Genomic DNA, 16,684 nt, shown 5'->3' with positions numbered 1-16,684 from the left:
TCGTTTAAATGTGCTGGGCCGCTTTGGCCATGATGATCAGGCCGTTGGTCGAGCTGTCGTGGCGCTCGGGCGCGATCTCGCCGGTCAGTTCGTGGTGGATGTTCTTGGCCAGTACCTTGCCCAGTTCCACGCCCCACTGGTCGAAGCTGTTGACGTCCCACAGCACGCCCTGGACGAAGGTCTTGTGCTCGTACAGCGCGATCAACGCGCCCAGCAGCGGCGGCGTCAATTGGTCCATCAGGATGGTGTTGCTGGGGCGGTTGCCGGGGAAGGTCTTGTGCGGCACCAGCGCCTCGGCTTCCACCTCGCCGAGGCCTTGCGCGCGCAGGTCGGCGCGCACCTCGTCGCCGGTCTTGCCGGTCATGAAGGCCTCGGACTGGGCGAAGCAGTTGGCCAGCAGCGAGTCGTGGTGGCCGGGCAGGTCGTGGGTCGGGCGCAGCGCGGCGATGAAGTCGATCGGCGTCACGTCGCTGCCCTGGTGCAGCAGCTGGAAGTAGGCGTGCTGCGCGTTGGTGCCGCACTCGCCCCACACCACCGGGCAGGTCGGCACGTCGACCGGGACGCCGCCCTTGGTGACGCGCTTGCCGTTGCTCTCCATGTCGAGCTGCTGCAGGTAGGCCGGGAAGCGGTTCAGGTCCTGGTGGTAGGGCGCGATCGACAGCGAGGAGCAGCCGAGGAACTGGCGGTTCCAAAAACCGACCATGGCCAGCAGCACCGGCATGTTCTGCTCCAGCGGCGCTACGCGGAAGTGCTCGTCCATGGCGTGGGCGCCGGCCAGGAAGTCGTTGAAGTAGCCGAAGCCGACCGACAGCGCGACGGCCAGGCCGATCGACGACCAGACCGAGTAGCGGCCGCCGACCCAGTCCCAGAACGGGAACATGTTGACCGGGTCGATGCCGAAGGCCTTGACCGCCTCGGTGTTGGTGGAGACGGCGACGAAGTGGCGCGCCAGGTCGTCCTCCTTGGCGTGGCGCAGGAACCAGCTGCGCGCGGTCTGCGCGTTGAGCATGGTCTCGGCGGTGACGAAGGTCTTGGAGGCGACGATGAACAGGGTGGTGGCCGGGTCGACCTGTTCCAGCACGGCGTCCATGTCGTGGCCGTCGACGTTGGAGACGAAGTGCATCTTCAAGCGCGGGTGGGCGTAGGAGCGCAGCGCCAGGCAGACCATCTTCGGTCCCAGGTCGGAGCCGCCGATGCCGATGTTGACGACGTCGGTGATCGGCTTGCCGCTGTGGCCCAGCCAGGCGCCGCTGCGCACCCGGTCGCTGAAGTCGCGCATGTGCTCGAGCACGGCGTGGACATCGGCGACGACGTCCTGGCCGTCGACCACCAGCGCCTTGTCGCGCGGCAGACGCAGCGCCGTGTGCAGCACCGCGCGATGTTCGGTAAGATTGATTTTCTCGCCGGCGAACATGGCGTCGCGTTGCGCTTCGACGCCGCGTTCGCGCGCCAAGTCGAGCAGCAGCCCGACGGTGGTGGCGTCGACGCGGTTCTTCGAATAGTCGAGGAACAGGCCGGCCGCGTCGACCGTCAGCTTGGGAAAGCGCTGCGGATCGGCGGCGAACAACTGGCGCATCTGCCAGTGCTTGGCGTCGACGGCGTGGGATTCGAGGGCCTGGAAACTGGCGGTGGCGGTGATGGCGGGCTGGCGCATAATGGTCGGCGGCGTTGGAATAGCGGGGTGGATGGAGGCCGGCGCGCATGCCGAAACACAGCTCATGCGGCGCCAGGACGATCATATTATTCGATAATACATGAAAAACAGGTAAATTCACTACAGTTTGACGAAATCCCTGTGCCACCATGGGCTGGAGGTATATCTGGTTGGCAATCCGTGTTGCGTTTCTTGCCACTAATTGGGCTTTATGCGCAATAAAAGATCAGCGTTCAGGAAATTTTGTAGTAAAATTTCACGGAATTCATTCATAAGGAACGATCATGGCGGTGCATCCAGTACTCGAAACCGTAACGGCGCGGATCATCCAGCGCAGCAAGCCCTCGCGTGGCGCCTACCTGGCCCACCTCGAGGCCGCGCGCGTCAAGGGCGTGCAGCGCAGCGCCCTGTCGTGTACCAACCTGGCGCACGGCTTCGCCGCCTTCCCGGCCAACGACAAGCTGGTGCTCAAAGAGGTGCGCAAGCCGTCGGTGGCGATCGTCTCGTCCTACAACGACATGTTGTCGGCCCACCAGCCCTTCGAGGGCTTCCCCGCCATCATCAAGGAGGCGGTGCGCGAAGTTGGCGCGGTGGCGCAGTTCGCCGGCGGCGTGCCGGCCATGTGCGACGGCGTGACCCAGGGCCAGCCGGGCATGGAGCTGTCGCTGTTCTCGCGCGACGCCATCGCCATGGCCACCGCCGTCGGCCTGTCGCACAATATGTTCGACTCGGCCGTCTACCTCGGCGTGTGCGACAAGATCGTGCCGGGCCTGCTGATCGGCGCGCTGCACTTCGGCCACCTGCCGGCCGTGTTCGTGCCGGCCGGGCCGATGACCACCGGCCTGTCCAACTCCGACAAGGCCAAGGTGCGCCAGCTGTACGCTCAGGGCAAGGCGAGCCGCGAGGAGCTGCTCGAGGGCGAGGCCAAGTCCTACCACGGCGCCGGCACCTGCACCTTCTACGGCACCGCCAACAGCAACCAGATGCTGATGGAGGTGATGGGCCTGCACCTGCCGGGCGCCGCCTTCATCACGCCGGGCACGCCGCTGCGCGACGCGCTGACCGCCGCCGCCGCCCAGCGCGCCGCGCTGATCACCGCGCAGAGCGACAACTACCTGCCGGTCGGCCGCGTCGTCGACGAGAAATCGATAGTCAACGCCATCGTCGGCCTGCTCACCACCGGCGGCTCGACCAACCACACGCTGCACCTGGTGGCCATCGCCAAGGCGGCCGGCATCGTCATCGACTGGGACGACTTCAACGAGCTGTCGGCCGTGGTGCCGCTGCTCACCCGCATCTACCCGAACGGCGACGCCGACGTGAACCATTTTCATGCCGCCGGCGGCACCGGCTTCGTGATCCGCGAACTGCTCGACGCCGGCCTGCTGCACGACGACGTCACCACCATCCTCGGCAAGGGCCTGCGGGCGCACTGCGCCGAACCCTTCCTGGGCGAGGGCGGCAAGGGCGTGGTGTGGCGCGACGCGCCGTTGGAAAGCGGCGACGAGAAGGTGCTGCGCAAGGCGTCGGCGCCGTTCGCGCCGGACGGCGGCATGATCCTGGTCAAGGGCAACCTGGGCCGCGCCGTGATGAAGGTCTCCGCCGTCAAGCCCGAGCACCGCTCGGTCGAGGCGCCGGCGCTGGTGTTCAACTCGCAGGAGGCCTTCATGGCCGCCTACAAGGCCGGCAAGCTGGAGCGCGACTTCGTCGCCGTGCTGCGCTTCCAGGGCCCGCGCGCCAACGGCATGCCCGAGCTGCACGCGCTGACCCCGGCGCTGGCCAATTTGCAGGACGCCGGCCGCCGTGTCGCCCTGGTCACCGACGGCCGCATGTCCGGCGCTTCGGGCAAGGTGCCGGCTGCGATCCACGTCTCGCCGGAGATTTTGGCCGGCGGTCCGCTCGGCCTGGTGCGCGACGGCGACATTATCCGCCTCGACGCCGCCAGCGGCACGCTGGAGGCGCTGGTGCCGTCCGAGGTGTGGCACGCGCGCGCGCTGGCCACCGCCGACCTGTCGCCCAACAACGTCGGCATGGGCCGCGAGCTGTTCGCCATGTTCCGTAATTCCGTCAGCGCGGCCGAGCAGGGCGCCACCAGCTTCGCGCTGCCGTCGCCGATTCCGACCACCGTGTCCCTGCACGATGGCGTCACCGTGGGCGAGACCATGCCCGGTTCCGATGAAGATTTCTCGATGAAGAAAGAAGCCTGACCATGACCATGACACTACTCGACATTATGCGCACCTCGGCCGTGATCCCGGTGATCGCGATCGACGATCCCGAGCACGCCGTACCGCTGGCGCGCGCGCTGGTGGCCGGCGGCATCCGCGTGCTGGAGGTGACCCTGCGCACCAAGCACGGCCTGGCGGCGATCCGCGCCATGAGCGCGGTGGAGGGCGCCATCGTCGGCGTCGGCACCCTGACCAAGCCTGAAGAATTCGCCGCCGCGCGCGACGCCGGCGCCGTGTTCGGCGTCTCGCCCGGCCTGACCGCCGCGCTGGTCGCCGCCGCCAAGAGCAGCGGCCTGCCGCTGCTGCCGGGCGTGATGACGCCGTCCGAGGTGATGGCGGCGCGCGAGCAGGGCTTCCTGCAGCTCAAGCTGTTCCCGGCCGTGCCGGCCGGCGGCGTGGGCATGCTCAGCGCCATCGGCGGCCCGCTGCCGGACGTGACCTTCTGCCCGACCGGCGGCATCTCGCAGGAGACCGCCTCGCAGTTCCTGGCGCTGAAGAACGTGGCCTGCGTCGGCGGCTCCTGGCTGACGCCGAAGGACGCCATCGCCGCCGGCAACTGGGAGCGCATCACCGAGCTGGCCAAGGCGGCCAGCGGCCTGCGCTAAGCGGCCCCGGCCCGGCCCCAGCCGCCGGGCCGGCCGCGTCCGACGGGCGCGGCGCACAAGGAAAAACGACGCCGGATGGCGTCGTTTTTTCGTTGTGCGGGCCGGTTTGCGGCATGGGCCGCGCCGGCGCGCTCAGGCGGCGACCGGCTCGGCCGGTTGGCGGCGCCGGCGCGTGGCGGCGCCGACCAGGCCCAGGCCGGCGAGCAGCATGGCGTAGGTTTCCGGCTCCGGCACGGCGGCCACCGGCACCGACAGCGCGTTGACGAACAGTTGGCGGTGGTCGCCGCTGACGCCGCCGAAGCTGTCGTCCGGGAAGACGTTGACGCCGATCACGTTGCCCTTGGTGGCCACCAGCGCCACGCCGTCGTCGTAGCTGGCGTTGAGGGTGGCGCCGGCGGCGGCGACGACGTTGTCGCGGTAGTAGTTGCTCAGCGTGGCGACGCCGGTGAACAGCGCCGAGGCGTCGTTGGCGCCCATCGAGGCGGTGGAGTACAGCGAGCCGCCGAGCGAGGTGAAGGGCGAGTAGCCGCCCGACAGGAAGGCGCCGGCCAGCGTGTTGCTGCCCTGTTCGGCGTAGGAGAAGGTCGACACGACCAGGCGCTTGCCGGTGGCGGCGAAGCTGGCCAGGGCGTCGCCGTTGCCGACCGGGTCGCCGCCGTGGTTGGTGAAGAACAGCACCTCGTCGTAGGCCGACATGGTGGCGAAGGAGACCGAGGTGGTGTCGAGCGCCGTGACCGAGCTGAACTGGGCGGAGGCCATCAGCCAGGAGGCGATGTCGGTGGTGGAGCCGCCGCCGTTGTCGGTGCCGACGACCAGCACGGTGGGCGCCGCCTGGGCGCCGAAGGCCAGCAGGGCCAGGGTGCCGGCGGTGATGCTGCGTGTCATGAAGTTGTTCATTTTTGTAACCCCTTTTATGTAAGTGGTCACGAAAAGATAGATCTTTAATTGTCGAATGTCTATCGATAATTTCTTGTTGGAATGTTATTATTGACGTCGAAAACAGGCCAAATCTCTCCATTTGTCACTCTGTCGGCGCGGCCGCGGCGGCCGTCAGTTGACCTGCGGCAATGGCGAAAATACAACGCTTGGTGTTGGTTTGGCTACAACGGCGGCTGCGACTCGACGCGGTTGCGGCCGCAGCGCTTGGCCAGGTAGAGGGCGCGGTCGGCGGCGCCGATCAGGGCGGCGGCGTCGAGCGCGGCGCCGGCCGGCTGGGTGGCGATGCCGACGCTGACCGTGACGCAGGCCTCGCGGTGCATGCCCGGCACGTGGGCGATGGCCAGCTCGATGGTGCGCAGGCGCACGCCCTCGGCCATCAGCACGGCCTGGGCGGCGTCGGTGTCGGGCAGGATCATGGCGAACTCCTCGCCGCCGTAGCGCGCCATCAGGTCGCACGGGCGCTTGAGCACGGCGGCCAGCGCGGCGGCCACCTGGATCAGGCACTGGTCGCCCTGCTGGTGGCCGTAGTGGTCGTTGTAGGACTTGAAGTTGTCGATGTCGATCATCAGCAGCGACAGGGCGCTGCCGCCGCGCTTGGCGCGGCGCTGCTCGCGCTCCATCGCCACGTCGAAGTGGCGCCGGTTGGCGATGCCGGTCAGGCCGTCGGCGAAGGTCTGCGAGCGCAGCACCATGGCCTGCTCGCGCAGCAGGCGCTCGCGGGCGACGGCGACGCTGACGTCGCTGATCTGGATCAGGCAGTGGCGCCCGGCGCCGGCCAGCGCCAGCGGGGTGATCTCGACGGCCTGTTGCAGGCGCTCGCCGCGCGCCGCCGCCTGGGCGTCGGCGAACAAGGGGAAGGGCGCCTTGTTGAGCGACTGCGACAGCAGCGAGCCGAAGCCGTTGCGCAGCGCCTGCTCGACGGCGCTGTGGACGCGCTGGCCGCGCAGCGCCGGGTACAGCTCGAACAGGTCGCGGCCCAGCACGCCGGCGGCCGGCGCGCCGGCGTGGCGGCGCATCCAGTCGTTCCACAGGGCGACGCGGTGGGCGCCGTCGAGCACGACGGCGCCCAGGTTGATGCTCGCCAGCACGCCCTCGAGCAGGCCGGCGGGGGCCGTGGCGCCGCTCATGCCTGCCCCATGGCGCGGGCGATGTACAGGTCGATCTGCTCCTGCATGTCGTGCAGCGCCGACAGGTCGAGGATGAAGGCGACGTAGCCGTGGATCTGGTGCTTCTCCAGCACGAAGTCGATGTGCAGCATCAGCACCACGGTGTCGGCCGGGCTGCCCGAGGCGGTCAGGATCTCGTCGCTGGTGCCGACGTGGTAGCTCGGCAGCGAGCCCTGCAGCTCGCGCTGGAACAGGTTGGCCAGCGTGCCGACGCAGGAGTTGAGGATGATGTTGCCGATCTCGCACATCGCCTCCTGCTCCATCTCGGACAGCTCCTGCAGCGGCACGCCCTCGCCGACCATCAGGCGGACGATCTCCAGGCTCTTGTCCTCGGGGAACATGAGGATCGCCTCGGTGCTGAAGGCGCCGCGGTAGTGCTGGCTGACGCCGCAGATGCGCTCGTGCTCGCCGCCGGGCGCGCCGAGCAGGGCGGCGGCGGCGGCGCGGTGCATGAAGCTGATCGAGGGCACCGACATGCGCACCTCCTCGTTGACGATGGCGCTCATCGAGGCGGCGGCCTGGCCGACGCCGATGTTGAAGATCTCCACCAGGGCGTCGTTTTCCAGTTCGCTCAGGGTGAACATCCTAGTGCTCCAGCACGGCCAGCAGTTGGGCGATGCGCGCCTCGGTGATCGGCTTCTCCATGAAGCCGACGCCCAGCGCCTGGGCGCGCTCGCGCGTGGCGCTCTGCACGTTGGCCGTCAGCAGCGAGATCGGCAGCGCCGGATAGCGCCGCCGCAGCAGCTCGGCGGCGGCGATGCCGCCCATGCCCGGCATGTTGACGTCCATCAGCACCAGGTCGGGCGCGACGGCCTCGGCCTGCTCCAGCGCCGCCTCGCCGGTGGCGGCCTCCTCGACCCGCCAGTCGCTGTGCCGGATCAGGATGTATTGGCGCGCCATCATGCGCGAGACGCGGCTGTCGTCGACGATCAGGACGGTTTTACTCGGCATGGCATCTCCCCCGGGGGCTTCGTGGCTGCCCCATTTTCGCACACTCGCGGCGCGCGCTGGGGCGCAAGCGTGGGCCTTGTGCCAGTCTGCGACAACGGCGGGAACGGCCGTTGCTGTGGCGCAATTTCACACGGAAAAGGGCGGCGCCGGCGGGCGATCCGTTAAAATAGCGCCATCGCGCGCGCCGGCCGGGCCGGCGCGCCCCGCTTTCCCCCACTTTTAGAACCCATCATGACCCAAGACGAATTGAAACAAGCAGTAGCCCGCGCCGCCATCGACTACGTGGTCGACGGCGAAATCATCGGCGTCGGCACCGGCTCGACCGCCAACTTCTTCATCGACGAGCTGGCCAAGATCAAGCAGCGCATCAAGGGCGCGGTGGCCTCGTCCGAGGCGACGGCGGCGCGCCTGGCCGGCCACGGCATCGCCGTGTTCGACCTCAACGACGTCGCCGAGATCGCCGTCTACATCGACGGCGCCGACGAGATCACCGCCGCCGGCGCGATGATCAAGGGCGGCGGCGCGGCGCTGACGCGCGAGAAGATCGTCGCCTCGGTGTCCAAGCAGTTCGTCTGCATCGCCGACGGCTCCAAGCTGGTCGAGACCATGGGCAAGTTCGCGCTGCCGGTCGAGGTGCTGCCGATGGCGCGCGCCGCCGTCACCCGCCAGCTCGCCGCGCTGGGCGGCCAGCCCAAGCTGCGCCTCAAGCCGGGCACGGACCAGGCCTTCATCACCGACAACGGCGGTATGATCATCGACGTCGCCGGCCTGGCGATCAGCGAGCCGGTGGCGCTGGAGCAGCGCATCAACCAGATCGTCGGCGTCATCGCCGTCGGCCTGTTCGCCCAGCGTGGCGCCAACGTCTGCCTGCTCGGCACGCCCGACGGCGTGCGCACGCTGACCTTCTAAGCGGCCAATACCCCGCGCGGAATACAACAAGGGCGCCCGGCCGCGAAGCGGGGCGCCCTTGTTTGCGTGCGGCCGTGGCCGCCGCGGCGGCTTATTCCGTCGGCGGCACGTAGCCCATGGCGGCGTCGGCGCCGTCGCCGAAGAAGTGCTTCTCCATCTGCGTGGCCAGGTATTTGCGCGCGCGCAGGTCGGCCAGGTTCAGGCGGTTCTCGTTGACCAGCATGGTCTGGTGCTTGAGCCAGGCGGCCCACGCCTCCTTCGAGACTTCCTTGTAGATCCGCTCGCCCAGGGCGCCCGGATACGGCGGGAAGTCGAGGCCTTCGGCGTCCTTGTTGAGTTTAATGCAATGAATAGTGCGGGCCATCTTAGGTGCTCCTAATGCGGGATGTGAAAGGCATGATTATAAAGACTTAATCAGGACCTGGGACTTGCGCTGCCAGTTATACATGCGCTGGCGGTCCTTGGGCAGGGCGTCGACGGTGGTCGGCACGAAGCCGCGCTTCTGGAACCAGTGCGAGGTGCGGGTGGTCAGCACGAACAGCTTGGTGATGCCGATGGCGCGGGCGCGGTTCTCCATGTGCTTGAGGATGCGCTCGCCGTCGCCCTGGGCCTGCACCTCGGGGTTGACGGTCAGGCAGGCCATTTCGGCCATCTTCTGCTCGGGGAAGGGGTACAGCGCGGCGCAGCCGAAGATCACGCCGTCGTGGTCGATGACGGAGAAGTAGTCGATCTCGCGCTCGATCAGCTCGCGCCCGCGCTTGACCAGCGTGCCGTCCGCCTCGAGCGGCTCGATCAGTTTGATGATGCCGCCGACGTCCTCGATGGTGGCCTGGCGCAGGCTTTCCAGGTTCTCGTGGCTGATCATGGTGCCCACGCCATCGTGGGTGAACAGCTCCAGCAGGGCCGAGCCGTCCATCGCGAAGGGCACGATGTGCGAGCGCTCGACGCCGTTGTTGCTGGCCTTGACGCAGTGTTTCAGGTAGAAGGCGGTGGCGTCGGGCAGGAAGCCGGCCTGCAGCACGGCCTCGGCCTGGTGCGACGACAGTTCGCGGATTTCGGTGCCGCCGGCATCGGTCATCATCGGCGTTTCGGTGATGAAGATCAGCTTGTCGGCGTGCAGCGCGATGGCGGTGCTGCAGGCGACATCCTCCATCGTCAGGTTGAACGCCTCGCCGGTCGGCGAGAAGCCCAGCGGCGAGAGCAGCACCAGGCCGTCCGAGCCGAGGATGGAGTGGATGGTTTCGGCGTCGACCTTGCGGGTGATGCCGGTCATCTCCAGGTCGACGCCGTCGATCACGCCGAGCGGGCGGGCGGTGATGAAGTTGCCGGAAATGATGCGGATCGCCGCGTGCGACATCGGCGTGTTCGGCAAGCCCTGGCTGAAGGCCGCCTCGATGTCGAGGCGCAGCTCGCCGGCCGCCTCCTTGGCGCACTCCATGGCGGCGATGTCGGTGATGCGCAAGCCGTTGTGGAAGCGCCCTTCGACGTTGCGCAGCGCCAGTTGTTCGGCCACCTGGGGGCGCGAACCGTAGACGACGGTGACGTTGATGTCGAGCGCGTGCAGCAGCGACAGGTCGTGCGCCAGCACCTGCAGCGCGCCGGCGCTGACCAGTTCACCAGGGAAGGCGACCACGAAGGTCTTGCCACGGAAAGCGTGGATGTAGGGCGCGACCGAGCGCAGCCAGTGGACGAATTGGGTAGGGTTTTCCATTAGGCGCATTATAATTCGCTGCGCGACCTGCGCGCCCAAAATTCATGTAAAAAACAATGTCAGAAGCCAGCAACAAGCCTAGCAGCAAACCTTTGTCTCCTTCCCGCCAACCGAACGCGCCCGCGGCGCCTGCGGCGGCGGGCCAGCCGCGCCCGGCCGAGCAGCGCAACCGGCCGCCGCGCGGCCCGCGCGCCGAGGGCGCGCGCCCGGAGGGACAGGCGCCGCGCGCGCCGCGCGAGCCGCGTGCCGACGGTCGGCCGCAGCAGCCGCGTCAACCCCGGGCCGACGGCCAGCCCGGGCAGGCACGCGCGCCGCGCGAGCCGCGCGCCGATGGTCGGCCGCAGCAGCCGCGTCAACCCCGGGCCGACGGTCAACCCGGCCAGCCACGGACGCCGCGCGCGCCGCGCGCCGACGGCCAGCCGAACCAGTCCGGCGAGGCGCGCGAGCGCCGGCCGCGTCTGACGCCGGAGGAGCAGGCCGCCAAGGCGGCCGAACGCGCCTTCCGCAATCCGCTGCCGGAGATCAGCTATCCCGAGGACCTGCCGGTGTCCGGCCGGCGCCAGGAGATCGCCGAGGCGCTGGTGAAGAACCAGGTCATCATCGTCTGCGGCGAGACCGGCTCGGGCAAGACCACCCAGCTGCCGAAGATCTGCCTGGAGCTGGGACGCGGCCAGGCCGGCCTGATCGGCCACACCCAGCCGCGCCGCATCGCCGCCTCGTCGACCGCCAAGCGCATCGCCCAGGAACTGGGCACGCCGCTGGGCGAGACGGTCGGCTTCAAGGTGCGCTTCGCCGACACCCTGATGCGCGGCGCCTCGGTCAAGCTGATGACCGACGGTATCCTGCTGGCCGAGACGCAGACCGACCCGCTGCTGAAGAACTACGACACCATCATCATCGATGAGGCGCACGAACGCAGTCTGAACATCGACTTCCTGCTCGGCTACCTGAAGCAGCTGCTGCCGCGCCGGCCCGACCTGAAGGTGATCATCACCTCGGCGACCATCGACGCCGAGCGCTTCGCCCGCCACTTCGCTGCGGCCGACGGCAAGCCGGCGCCGGTGATCGAGGTGTCCGGCCGGCTGTACCAGGTCGAGGTGCGCTACCGCCCGGTCGACCGCGACCAGCCGGCCGGCGGCGCCGACGCCGCCAAGCCGGCGCCCAAGGCCGCCGCCGCGCGCGACAAGCGCGACCTGATGGATGCCGTGGTCGAGGGCGTCGACGAGTTGTGCCGCATCGGCTCGGGCGACGTGCTGGTGTTCCTGCCCGGCGAGCGCGAGATCCGCGACGCCGCCGAGGCGCTGCGCAAGCACCATCCGCCGCACGTCGAGATCCTGCCGCTGTTCGCCCGCCTGTCGGCCGAGGAGCAGGAGCGCGTCTTCAAGACCAGCAACGCGCGCCGCATCGTGTTGGCCACCAACGTCGCCGAGACCTCGCTGACGGTGCCCGGCATCCGCTACGTGGTCGACGCCGGCCTGGCCCGCGTCAAGCGCTACAGCTACCGCAACAAGGTCGAGCAGCTGCAGGTCGAGGCGATCGCCCAGTCGGCCGCCAACCAGCGCGCCGGCCGCTGCGGCCGCGTCGCCGACGGCGTCTGCATCCGCCTGTACGAGGAGCAGGACTTCCTGCTGCGGCCCAAGTTCACCGAGCCGGAGATCCTGCGCTCGTCGCTGGCCTCGGTCATTTTGCGCATGAAGTCGCTGCACCTGACCGACGTCGAAACCTTCCCCTTCATCGAGCCGCCGCTGGCGCGCGCCATCGCCGACGGCTACCAGCTGCTGCAGGAGCTGGGCGCGGTCGACGAGTACAACCAGCTGACGCCGCTGGGCCACAAGCTGGCCAAGCTGCCGCTCGACCCGCGCGTCGGCCGGATGATTTTGGCCGCGCTGGACAACGTCTGCCTGAGCGAGGTGCTGATCATCGCCTCGGCGCTGTCGGTGCAGGACCCGCGCGACCGGCCGATGGAGCACCAGCAGGCCGCCGACGAGGCGCACAAGAAGTTCGCCGACGAGAAGTCGGAATTCCTCAGCTACCTGAAGATCTGGAAGTGGTTCGAGGGCGCCATCGAGCACAAGAAGACCAACCGCCAGCTGCAGGACAACTGCCGCGCCAACTTCCTGTCGCAGCTGCGCCTGCGCGAATGGCGCGACGTCCACTCGCAGCTGCTGACCATCGTCAAGGAGCAGGGCTGGCGTTTGAACGACGCGCCGGCCACCTACGAGAACCTGCACCTGGCGCTGCTGACCGGCCTGCTGGGCAACATCGGCTTCAAGGGCGAGGACGAGCCGGGCGCCGGCTTCCTCGGCGCGCGCGGCATCAAGTTCCACGTCTGGCCCGGCTCCTCGCTGCTGAAGAAACCGGGCAAGTGGATCATGGCCGCCGAGCTGGTCGACACCACCCGCCTGTACGCGCGCGGCATCGCGCAGATCCAGCCGGAGTGGCTGGAGAAGGTCGGCGAACACCTGCTGAAGAAATCCTGGGGCGAGCCGCGCTGGGAGAAGCGCACGGCGCAGGTCAGCGCCTCCGAGCGCGCCACCCTGTACGGCCTGGTGGTGTACAGCCAGCGCCGCATCAACTACGGCCTGTTCAACCCGGTCGAGGCGCGCGAGATCTTCATCCGCGACGCCCTGGTCGGCGGCGACTACGAGACGCGGGCGCCGTTCTTCGCCCACAACCACAAGCTGATCAAGGAAATCGAGAACCTGGAGCACAAGTCGCGCCGCTTGGACGTGCTGGTCGACGACGAATTGATCGCCGCCTTCTACGACAAGCTGATTCCGGCCGACGTGGTCAACGGTGCCGGCTTCGAGAAGTGGCACAAGGACGCCACCGCGCAGGAGCCCAAGCTGCTGTTCCTGGTGCGCGACGAGCTGATGCGCCACGAGGCGGCCGGCGTGACCACCGAGCTGTTCCCGAAGATGATGTCGGTGACCGGCCTGGAAATGCTGCTGACCTACCACTTCGAGCCGGGCAGCGTGCGCGACGGCGTCACCATGGCGGTGCCGCTGTACGCGCTCAACCAGCTGCCGCGCGAGCGTTGCGAGTGGCTGGTGCCGGGCATGCTGAAGGAGAAGGTGCATCTGCTGCTCAAGTCGCTGCCGCAAAAGCTGCGCCGCCACTGCGTGCCGCTGCCCGACTATTCGGCGAAGTTTTGCGAGCGCGTGCACGAGGCCGGCGTGTTCGGCCGAGGCGACCTGATCGACGCGATCATCGCCGACATCCGCAGCCAGATCACGATTTCGGTGCTGACCACCGACTTCAAGCCGGAGACGCTGCCGGCGCACCACTTCATGAACTTCAAGGTGATCGACGAGCACGGTCGCCAGCTCGACATGGGCCGCAACCTGGCCACCTTACAGGCCGAGTTTGGCACCCAGGCGCGCGAGAGCTTCCAGAAGATGGCCGAGGTGTCGGCGCCGCAGGGCGGGGTGAGCGTGCGCGCGCTGGGCACGGGCGGCGCTGCCGCCGCTGGTGCCGGCGTGGCCAGCGGTGCCGCTGTCGGCGTCGGCAAGGCGGGGCAGGGCAGCGCGGGCAAGGGCGGCAACGCCGCCGGCAATGGCAATGGCAATGCGGCCGGCAACGCCGGCGCGACCGGCACGGCCAGCAGCGGCATCACGCTGACCGGCCTGAACAGCTGGACCTTCGGCGAGTTGCCGGAGCTGTTGGAGATCGTGCAGGGCAAGCTGACCTTGATCGGCTTCCCGGCGCTGGTCGACAAGGGCGCGCATTGCGACCTGGAGGTGTTCGACGACCCGACCGTGGCGGCGCGCACCCACCGCGTCGGCCTGCGCCGCCTGTTCGCGCTGCAACTGAAGGACCAGCTCAAGTACATCGAGAAGAGCATCCCCGGCCTGCAGCAGATGGGCATGCAGTTCATGGCGCTGGGTTCGCAGGAGGAATTGCGCGACCAGATCATCCACAAGGCGCTGGACATCGCCTGCCTGCAGGACCCGCTGCCGATCGACGCGGCCAGCTTCAACAAGCGCAAGGACGAGGGCAAGTCGCGCCTGGTGTTGCTGGTCAACGAGATCGCCCGTTTGCTGGCGCAGGTGTTGACCGAGTTCCACGGCCTGCCCAAGCGTTTGCAAGGACTGCCGGCGGCGGCGGCGGCCGACATGCAGGCGCAGTTACAGGGCCTGGTCAACAAGCGCTTCCTGTCCGACAACGACTACGGCCAGCTGGCGCACTTCCCGCGCTATTTGAAGGCGATCAACGTGCGCATCGAGAAGCTGCGCACCGACCCGGCGCGCGACGCCAAGCTGATGGCCGAGTGGCAGCAGGCCGCCACGCTGTATCTGCGCGCCAGCAAGGACCGCCAAGCCGGCAAGAACACCGATCCGAAAATGACCGAGTTCCGCTGGATGCTGGAGGAGCTGCGCGTGTCGCTGTACGCGCAGGAGCTGCGCACGCCGATGCCGGTGTCGGTCAAGCGCCTGCAAAAGGTGTGGGAGTCGATGCAGCGCTAGGATGTAGAAAACCCACAGGCGGAAACCTAGGGTCAGACCCTAGGGTCTGACCCTGGCTTGTCGGTGTTGGGTGGTTGGGAAGCCACTGGCGCCTTAACTTAGCGGCAACGGCTCAATGCCGTCCCGTCTGCGGCGCGTTCGGGCTGCGGCCGCTGGTGCGCGGCCGCGTGCCGAAGAAGGTCTGCACCTCGTTGGTCCAGTCGGCGTCGCCCATGTCGGGCCAGTTGTCCTTGGCGAAGCCGGGCGCCTGTTTCAGCTGCGCCTTGTCGACGTCGAGCAGGAAGCGCTTGTTGACGGTGTCGATCGACAGGTATTCCCAGGGCACGGCGAAGAGTTTTTCGCCCAGCCCGAGGATGCCGCCGAAGGACAACACGGCGTAGGCCACCTCGCCGGTCTGCATGTCCAGCATCACCTCCTTGATGTCGCCGACGTTCTCGTTCTGCAGGTTGTAGACGTCCTCGCCGATCAGCGTGTCGGCGCCCATCAGGCGCGGGCCGGGGCCGGCGCTGTGGTGTTTCTTGTACATGCCAAAAATATCGCGGTCCAGATAGCTCATGGTTGCCTCCAAGATGTGCTTGCCCTGATCCGGGATTGGATCGGCTACTTCATTCACAGTAGGCATTCGGCGCCGGCGCCCGTTTGAGCCATCTCAATCGTGCTGCCCCGCACGATAGGCGCGCCAGCGCACCGAGTCCACCCCCTGTTGTCTTTATACTGCAATGCAACACGGAGGTGTCACCATGAGGCTTTTTCAACGGATAACACGCTTTGAATTAGAGCTTGGCCGCGATGGCGGTCGAGGTGCCGGCGCAGCAATGGCGGCCGGCGGAGGTCGACGATGGTGAGGTCGACGATGGGCGCGCGGATGCTGCGCAGCCTGCTGCGCTCGGGTAAGGCGCAGCAACGCAGCGTGGGCAAGCTGGTGACCGGCTTGCTCACGGCGGCCGCCAAGTCGGCCAAGGCCGGGGCCAAGGCCGGGGCCAAGGCCGCCAAAGCCAAGCCAGCCAAACCGAGGAGCGCTGCGGCCAGGAGTGTCAAGGCCAGGGCCGTGCCGTCGCGCAGCGCCGGTGCCAGTAGCAAGGCGAAGCCGGCGCCGGCCGGCGTGGCGGCGGCCACGCACGCGCCGCCCAGCGCGCCCGGTCTGTGGCTGGCCTCGCACTACCCGAGCCGTGGCGAGCCGGGCGCGCTGGGCGGCAAGCGCATGAGTTACTGGCTGTATCTGCCGCACGAGGCGCCGGCCGTCGAGTCGGCCGGCATGCCGCTGCTGGTGATGTTGCACGGCTGCCAGCAGACCGCCACCCAGTTCGCCCAGGGCACGCGGATGAACGCGCTGGCCGACAAGGCCGGCTATGCCGTGGTGTATCCGCAGCAGTTGCTCAGCTCGCAGGCCCAGCGCTGCTGGAAGTGGTATGACAAGTCGACCCAGGAGGGCGGCGGCGACGTGCGCATGATCGTCGGCATCATCGACAAAGTGGCGCAACAGTATCGGATCGACCGGCGGCGCATCTACATCTGCGGTATTTCGGCCGGCGCCGCTATGGCCTACATTGTCGCGCTGAACCATCCGGAGCTGATCGCGGCGGCCGGCCTGCACTCGGCGCCGGCGTTCGGCGCCGGCCACAACGTCATCGGCGCCCTGGGCGTGATGCAACACGGCGCCGGCCTACGGGTGGAGCGGGCGATCCACGAGGTGCTGCTGCGCGAGCCGCGGTTCCCGTCGCTGCCGACCATCCTGATCCAGGGCATGGGCGACCAAGTGGTGCGGCCGATCAACCAAAGCCAGTTGACGCGGCAGAGCCTGATGCTCAACCGCCTGCAGGTCGGCGCCGACTACAAGGTGACGCACAAGGCCGGCCGGGGCAACAGCCACAACCGGCAGGACATCCACGATTTCTATATCGGCAGGAAATTGATCCTGCGCGTGGCGCAGGTGGCGCGGCTGGAGCACGCCTGGAGCGGTGGCGACCCCAGCCTGGCGTTCAACGCCAAGGCCGGGCCGGACGCCAGCAAGATGATGCTGGACTTTTTCGGGCGGCACCGGCGCTAGGCCATCTT

General features: G+C 68.2%; 13 protein-coding genes. 5 read left to right on the top strand and 8 right to left on the bottom strand.

Features of this window, described 5'->3' with window-relative positions:
* Positions 1 to 4: 4 nt before the first annotated feature.
* Positions 5 to 1,654, bottom strand: a complete 1,650-nt coding sequence (pgi, locus tag BM252_RS04755; protein WP_093384385.1) for a glucose-6-phosphate isomerase — start codon at positions 1,652 to 1,654, stop codon at positions 5 to 7.
* A 284-nt stretch (positions 1,655 to 1,938) separates the two neighbouring features.
* Between pgi and edd the strand changes: the two genes are divergently transcribed.
* Together edd and eda are read left to right on the top strand one after the other, a co-directional pair.
* Complete coding sequence (gene edd, locus BM252_RS04750; RefSeq protein WP_093384383.1) at positions 1,939 to 3,861, top strand: phosphogluconate dehydratase; 1,923 nt, start codon at positions 1,939 to 1,941, stop codon at positions 3,859 to 3,861.
* Between the two features lie 2 nt (positions 3,862 to 3,863).
* Positions 3,864 to 4,487: a bifunctional 4-hydroxy-2-oxoglutarate aldolase/2-dehydro-3-deoxy-phosphogluconate aldolase gene (eda, locus tag BM252_RS04745; protein WP_093384380.1), complete on the top strand. Its 624-nt coding sequence runs from the start codon at positions 3,864 to 3,866 to the stop codon at positions 4,485 to 4,487.
* A gap of 132 nt (positions 4,488 to 4,619) precedes the next feature.
* On the opposite strand, the gene BM252_RS31590 is transcribed toward eda, so the two are convergent.
* The 4 genes from BM252_RS31590 to BM252_RS04725 all read right to left on the bottom strand — a co-directional run bounded on the left by BM252_RS31590 (position 4,620) and on the right by BM252_RS04725 (position 7,543).
* On the bottom strand, positions 4,620 to 5,372 hold the full coding sequence (locus BM252_RS31590) for a PEPxxWA-CTERM sorting domain-containing protein (protein WP_245774095.1): 753 nt from the start codon (positions 5,370 to 5,372) through the stop codon (positions 4,620 to 4,622).
* A gap of 215 nt (positions 5,373 to 5,587) precedes the next feature.
* Positions 5,588 to 6,553, bottom strand: a complete 966-nt coding sequence (locus BM252_RS04735) for a sensor domain-containing diguanylate cyclase (protein WP_093384378.1) — start codon at positions 6,551 to 6,553, stop codon at positions 5,588 to 5,590.
* A complete protein-coding gene (locus BM252_RS04730) occupies positions 6,550 to 7,176 on the bottom strand; it encodes a chemotaxis protein CheC (RefSeq protein WP_093384375.1) in 627 nt (208 codons plus the stop codon). Before BM252_RS04730 ends, BM252_RS04735 begins: the two co-directional genes overlap by 4 nt.
* Before the next feature lies 1 nt (position 7,177).
* On the bottom strand, positions 7,178 to 7,543 hold the full coding sequence (locus tag BM252_RS04725; protein ID WP_093384373.1) for a response regulator: 366 nt from the start codon (positions 7,541 to 7,543) through the stop codon (positions 7,178 to 7,180).
* Positions 7,544 to 7,774: 231 nt separating this feature from the next.
* Here BM252_RS04725 and rpiA point away from each other — a divergent pair, with 231 nt between their 5' ends.
* Entirely contained in the window at positions 7,775 to 8,452 is a 678-nt protein-coding gene (gene rpiA / locus BM252_RS04720; protein WP_093384370.1) for a ribose-5-phosphate isomerase RpiA, read from the top strand.
* 91 nt (positions 8,453 to 8,543) lie between these two features.
* Here rpiA and BM252_RS04715 read toward each other — a convergent pair whose 3' ends face one another.
* Positions 8,544 to 8,816: an oxidative damage protection protein gene (locus BM252_RS04715; RefSeq protein ID WP_093384368.1), complete on the bottom strand. Its 273-nt coding sequence runs from the start codon at positions 8,814 to 8,816 to the stop codon at positions 8,544 to 8,546.
* Positions 8,817 to 8,852: 36 nt separating this feature from the next.
* Positions 8,853 to 10,163: an amino-acid N-acetyltransferase gene (gene argA / locus BM252_RS04710; RefSeq protein WP_093384365.1), complete on the bottom strand. Its 1,311-nt coding sequence runs from the start codon at positions 10,161 to 10,163 to the stop codon at positions 8,853 to 8,855.
* Positions 10,164 to 10,219: 56 nt separating this feature from the next.
* Between argA and hrpA the strand changes: the two genes are divergently transcribed.
* Positions 10,220 to 14,629 (top strand): ATP-dependent RNA helicase HrpA, encoded by a 4,410-nt coding sequence (gene hrpA / locus BM252_RS04705; protein ID WP_093384363.1) that lies wholly within the window; start codon positions 10,220 to 10,222, stop codon positions 14,627 to 14,629.
* A 112-nt stretch (positions 14,630 to 14,741) separates the two neighbouring features.
* On the opposite strand, the gene BM252_RS04700 is transcribed toward hrpA, so the two are convergent.
* Positions 14,742 to 15,185, bottom strand: coding sequence for a PRC-barrel domain-containing protein (locus tag BM252_RS04700; RefSeq protein WP_093384360.1), 444 nt, complete (start codon positions 15,183 to 15,185; stop codon positions 14,742 to 14,744).
* Positions 15,186 to 15,467: 282 nt separating this feature from the next.
* Here BM252_RS04700 and BM252_RS04695 point away from each other — a divergent pair, with 282 nt between their 5' ends.
* Complete coding sequence (locus BM252_RS04695; protein ID WP_174900421.1) at positions 15,468 to 16,676, top strand: extracellular catalytic domain type 1 short-chain-length polyhydroxyalkanoate depolymerase; 1,209 nt, start codon at positions 15,468 to 15,470, stop codon at positions 16,674 to 16,676.
* The last annotated feature ends 8 nt before the right edge of the window (positions 16,677 to 16,684 follow it).

The organism is Rugamonas rubra, assembly GCF_900114705.1.
Taxonomy (GTDB): domain Bacteria; phylum Pseudomonadota; class Gammaproteobacteria; order Burkholderiales; family Burkholderiaceae_D; genus Rugamonas; species Rugamonas rubra.
This window is presented reverse-complemented; position numbering and strand designations above follow the sequence as displayed.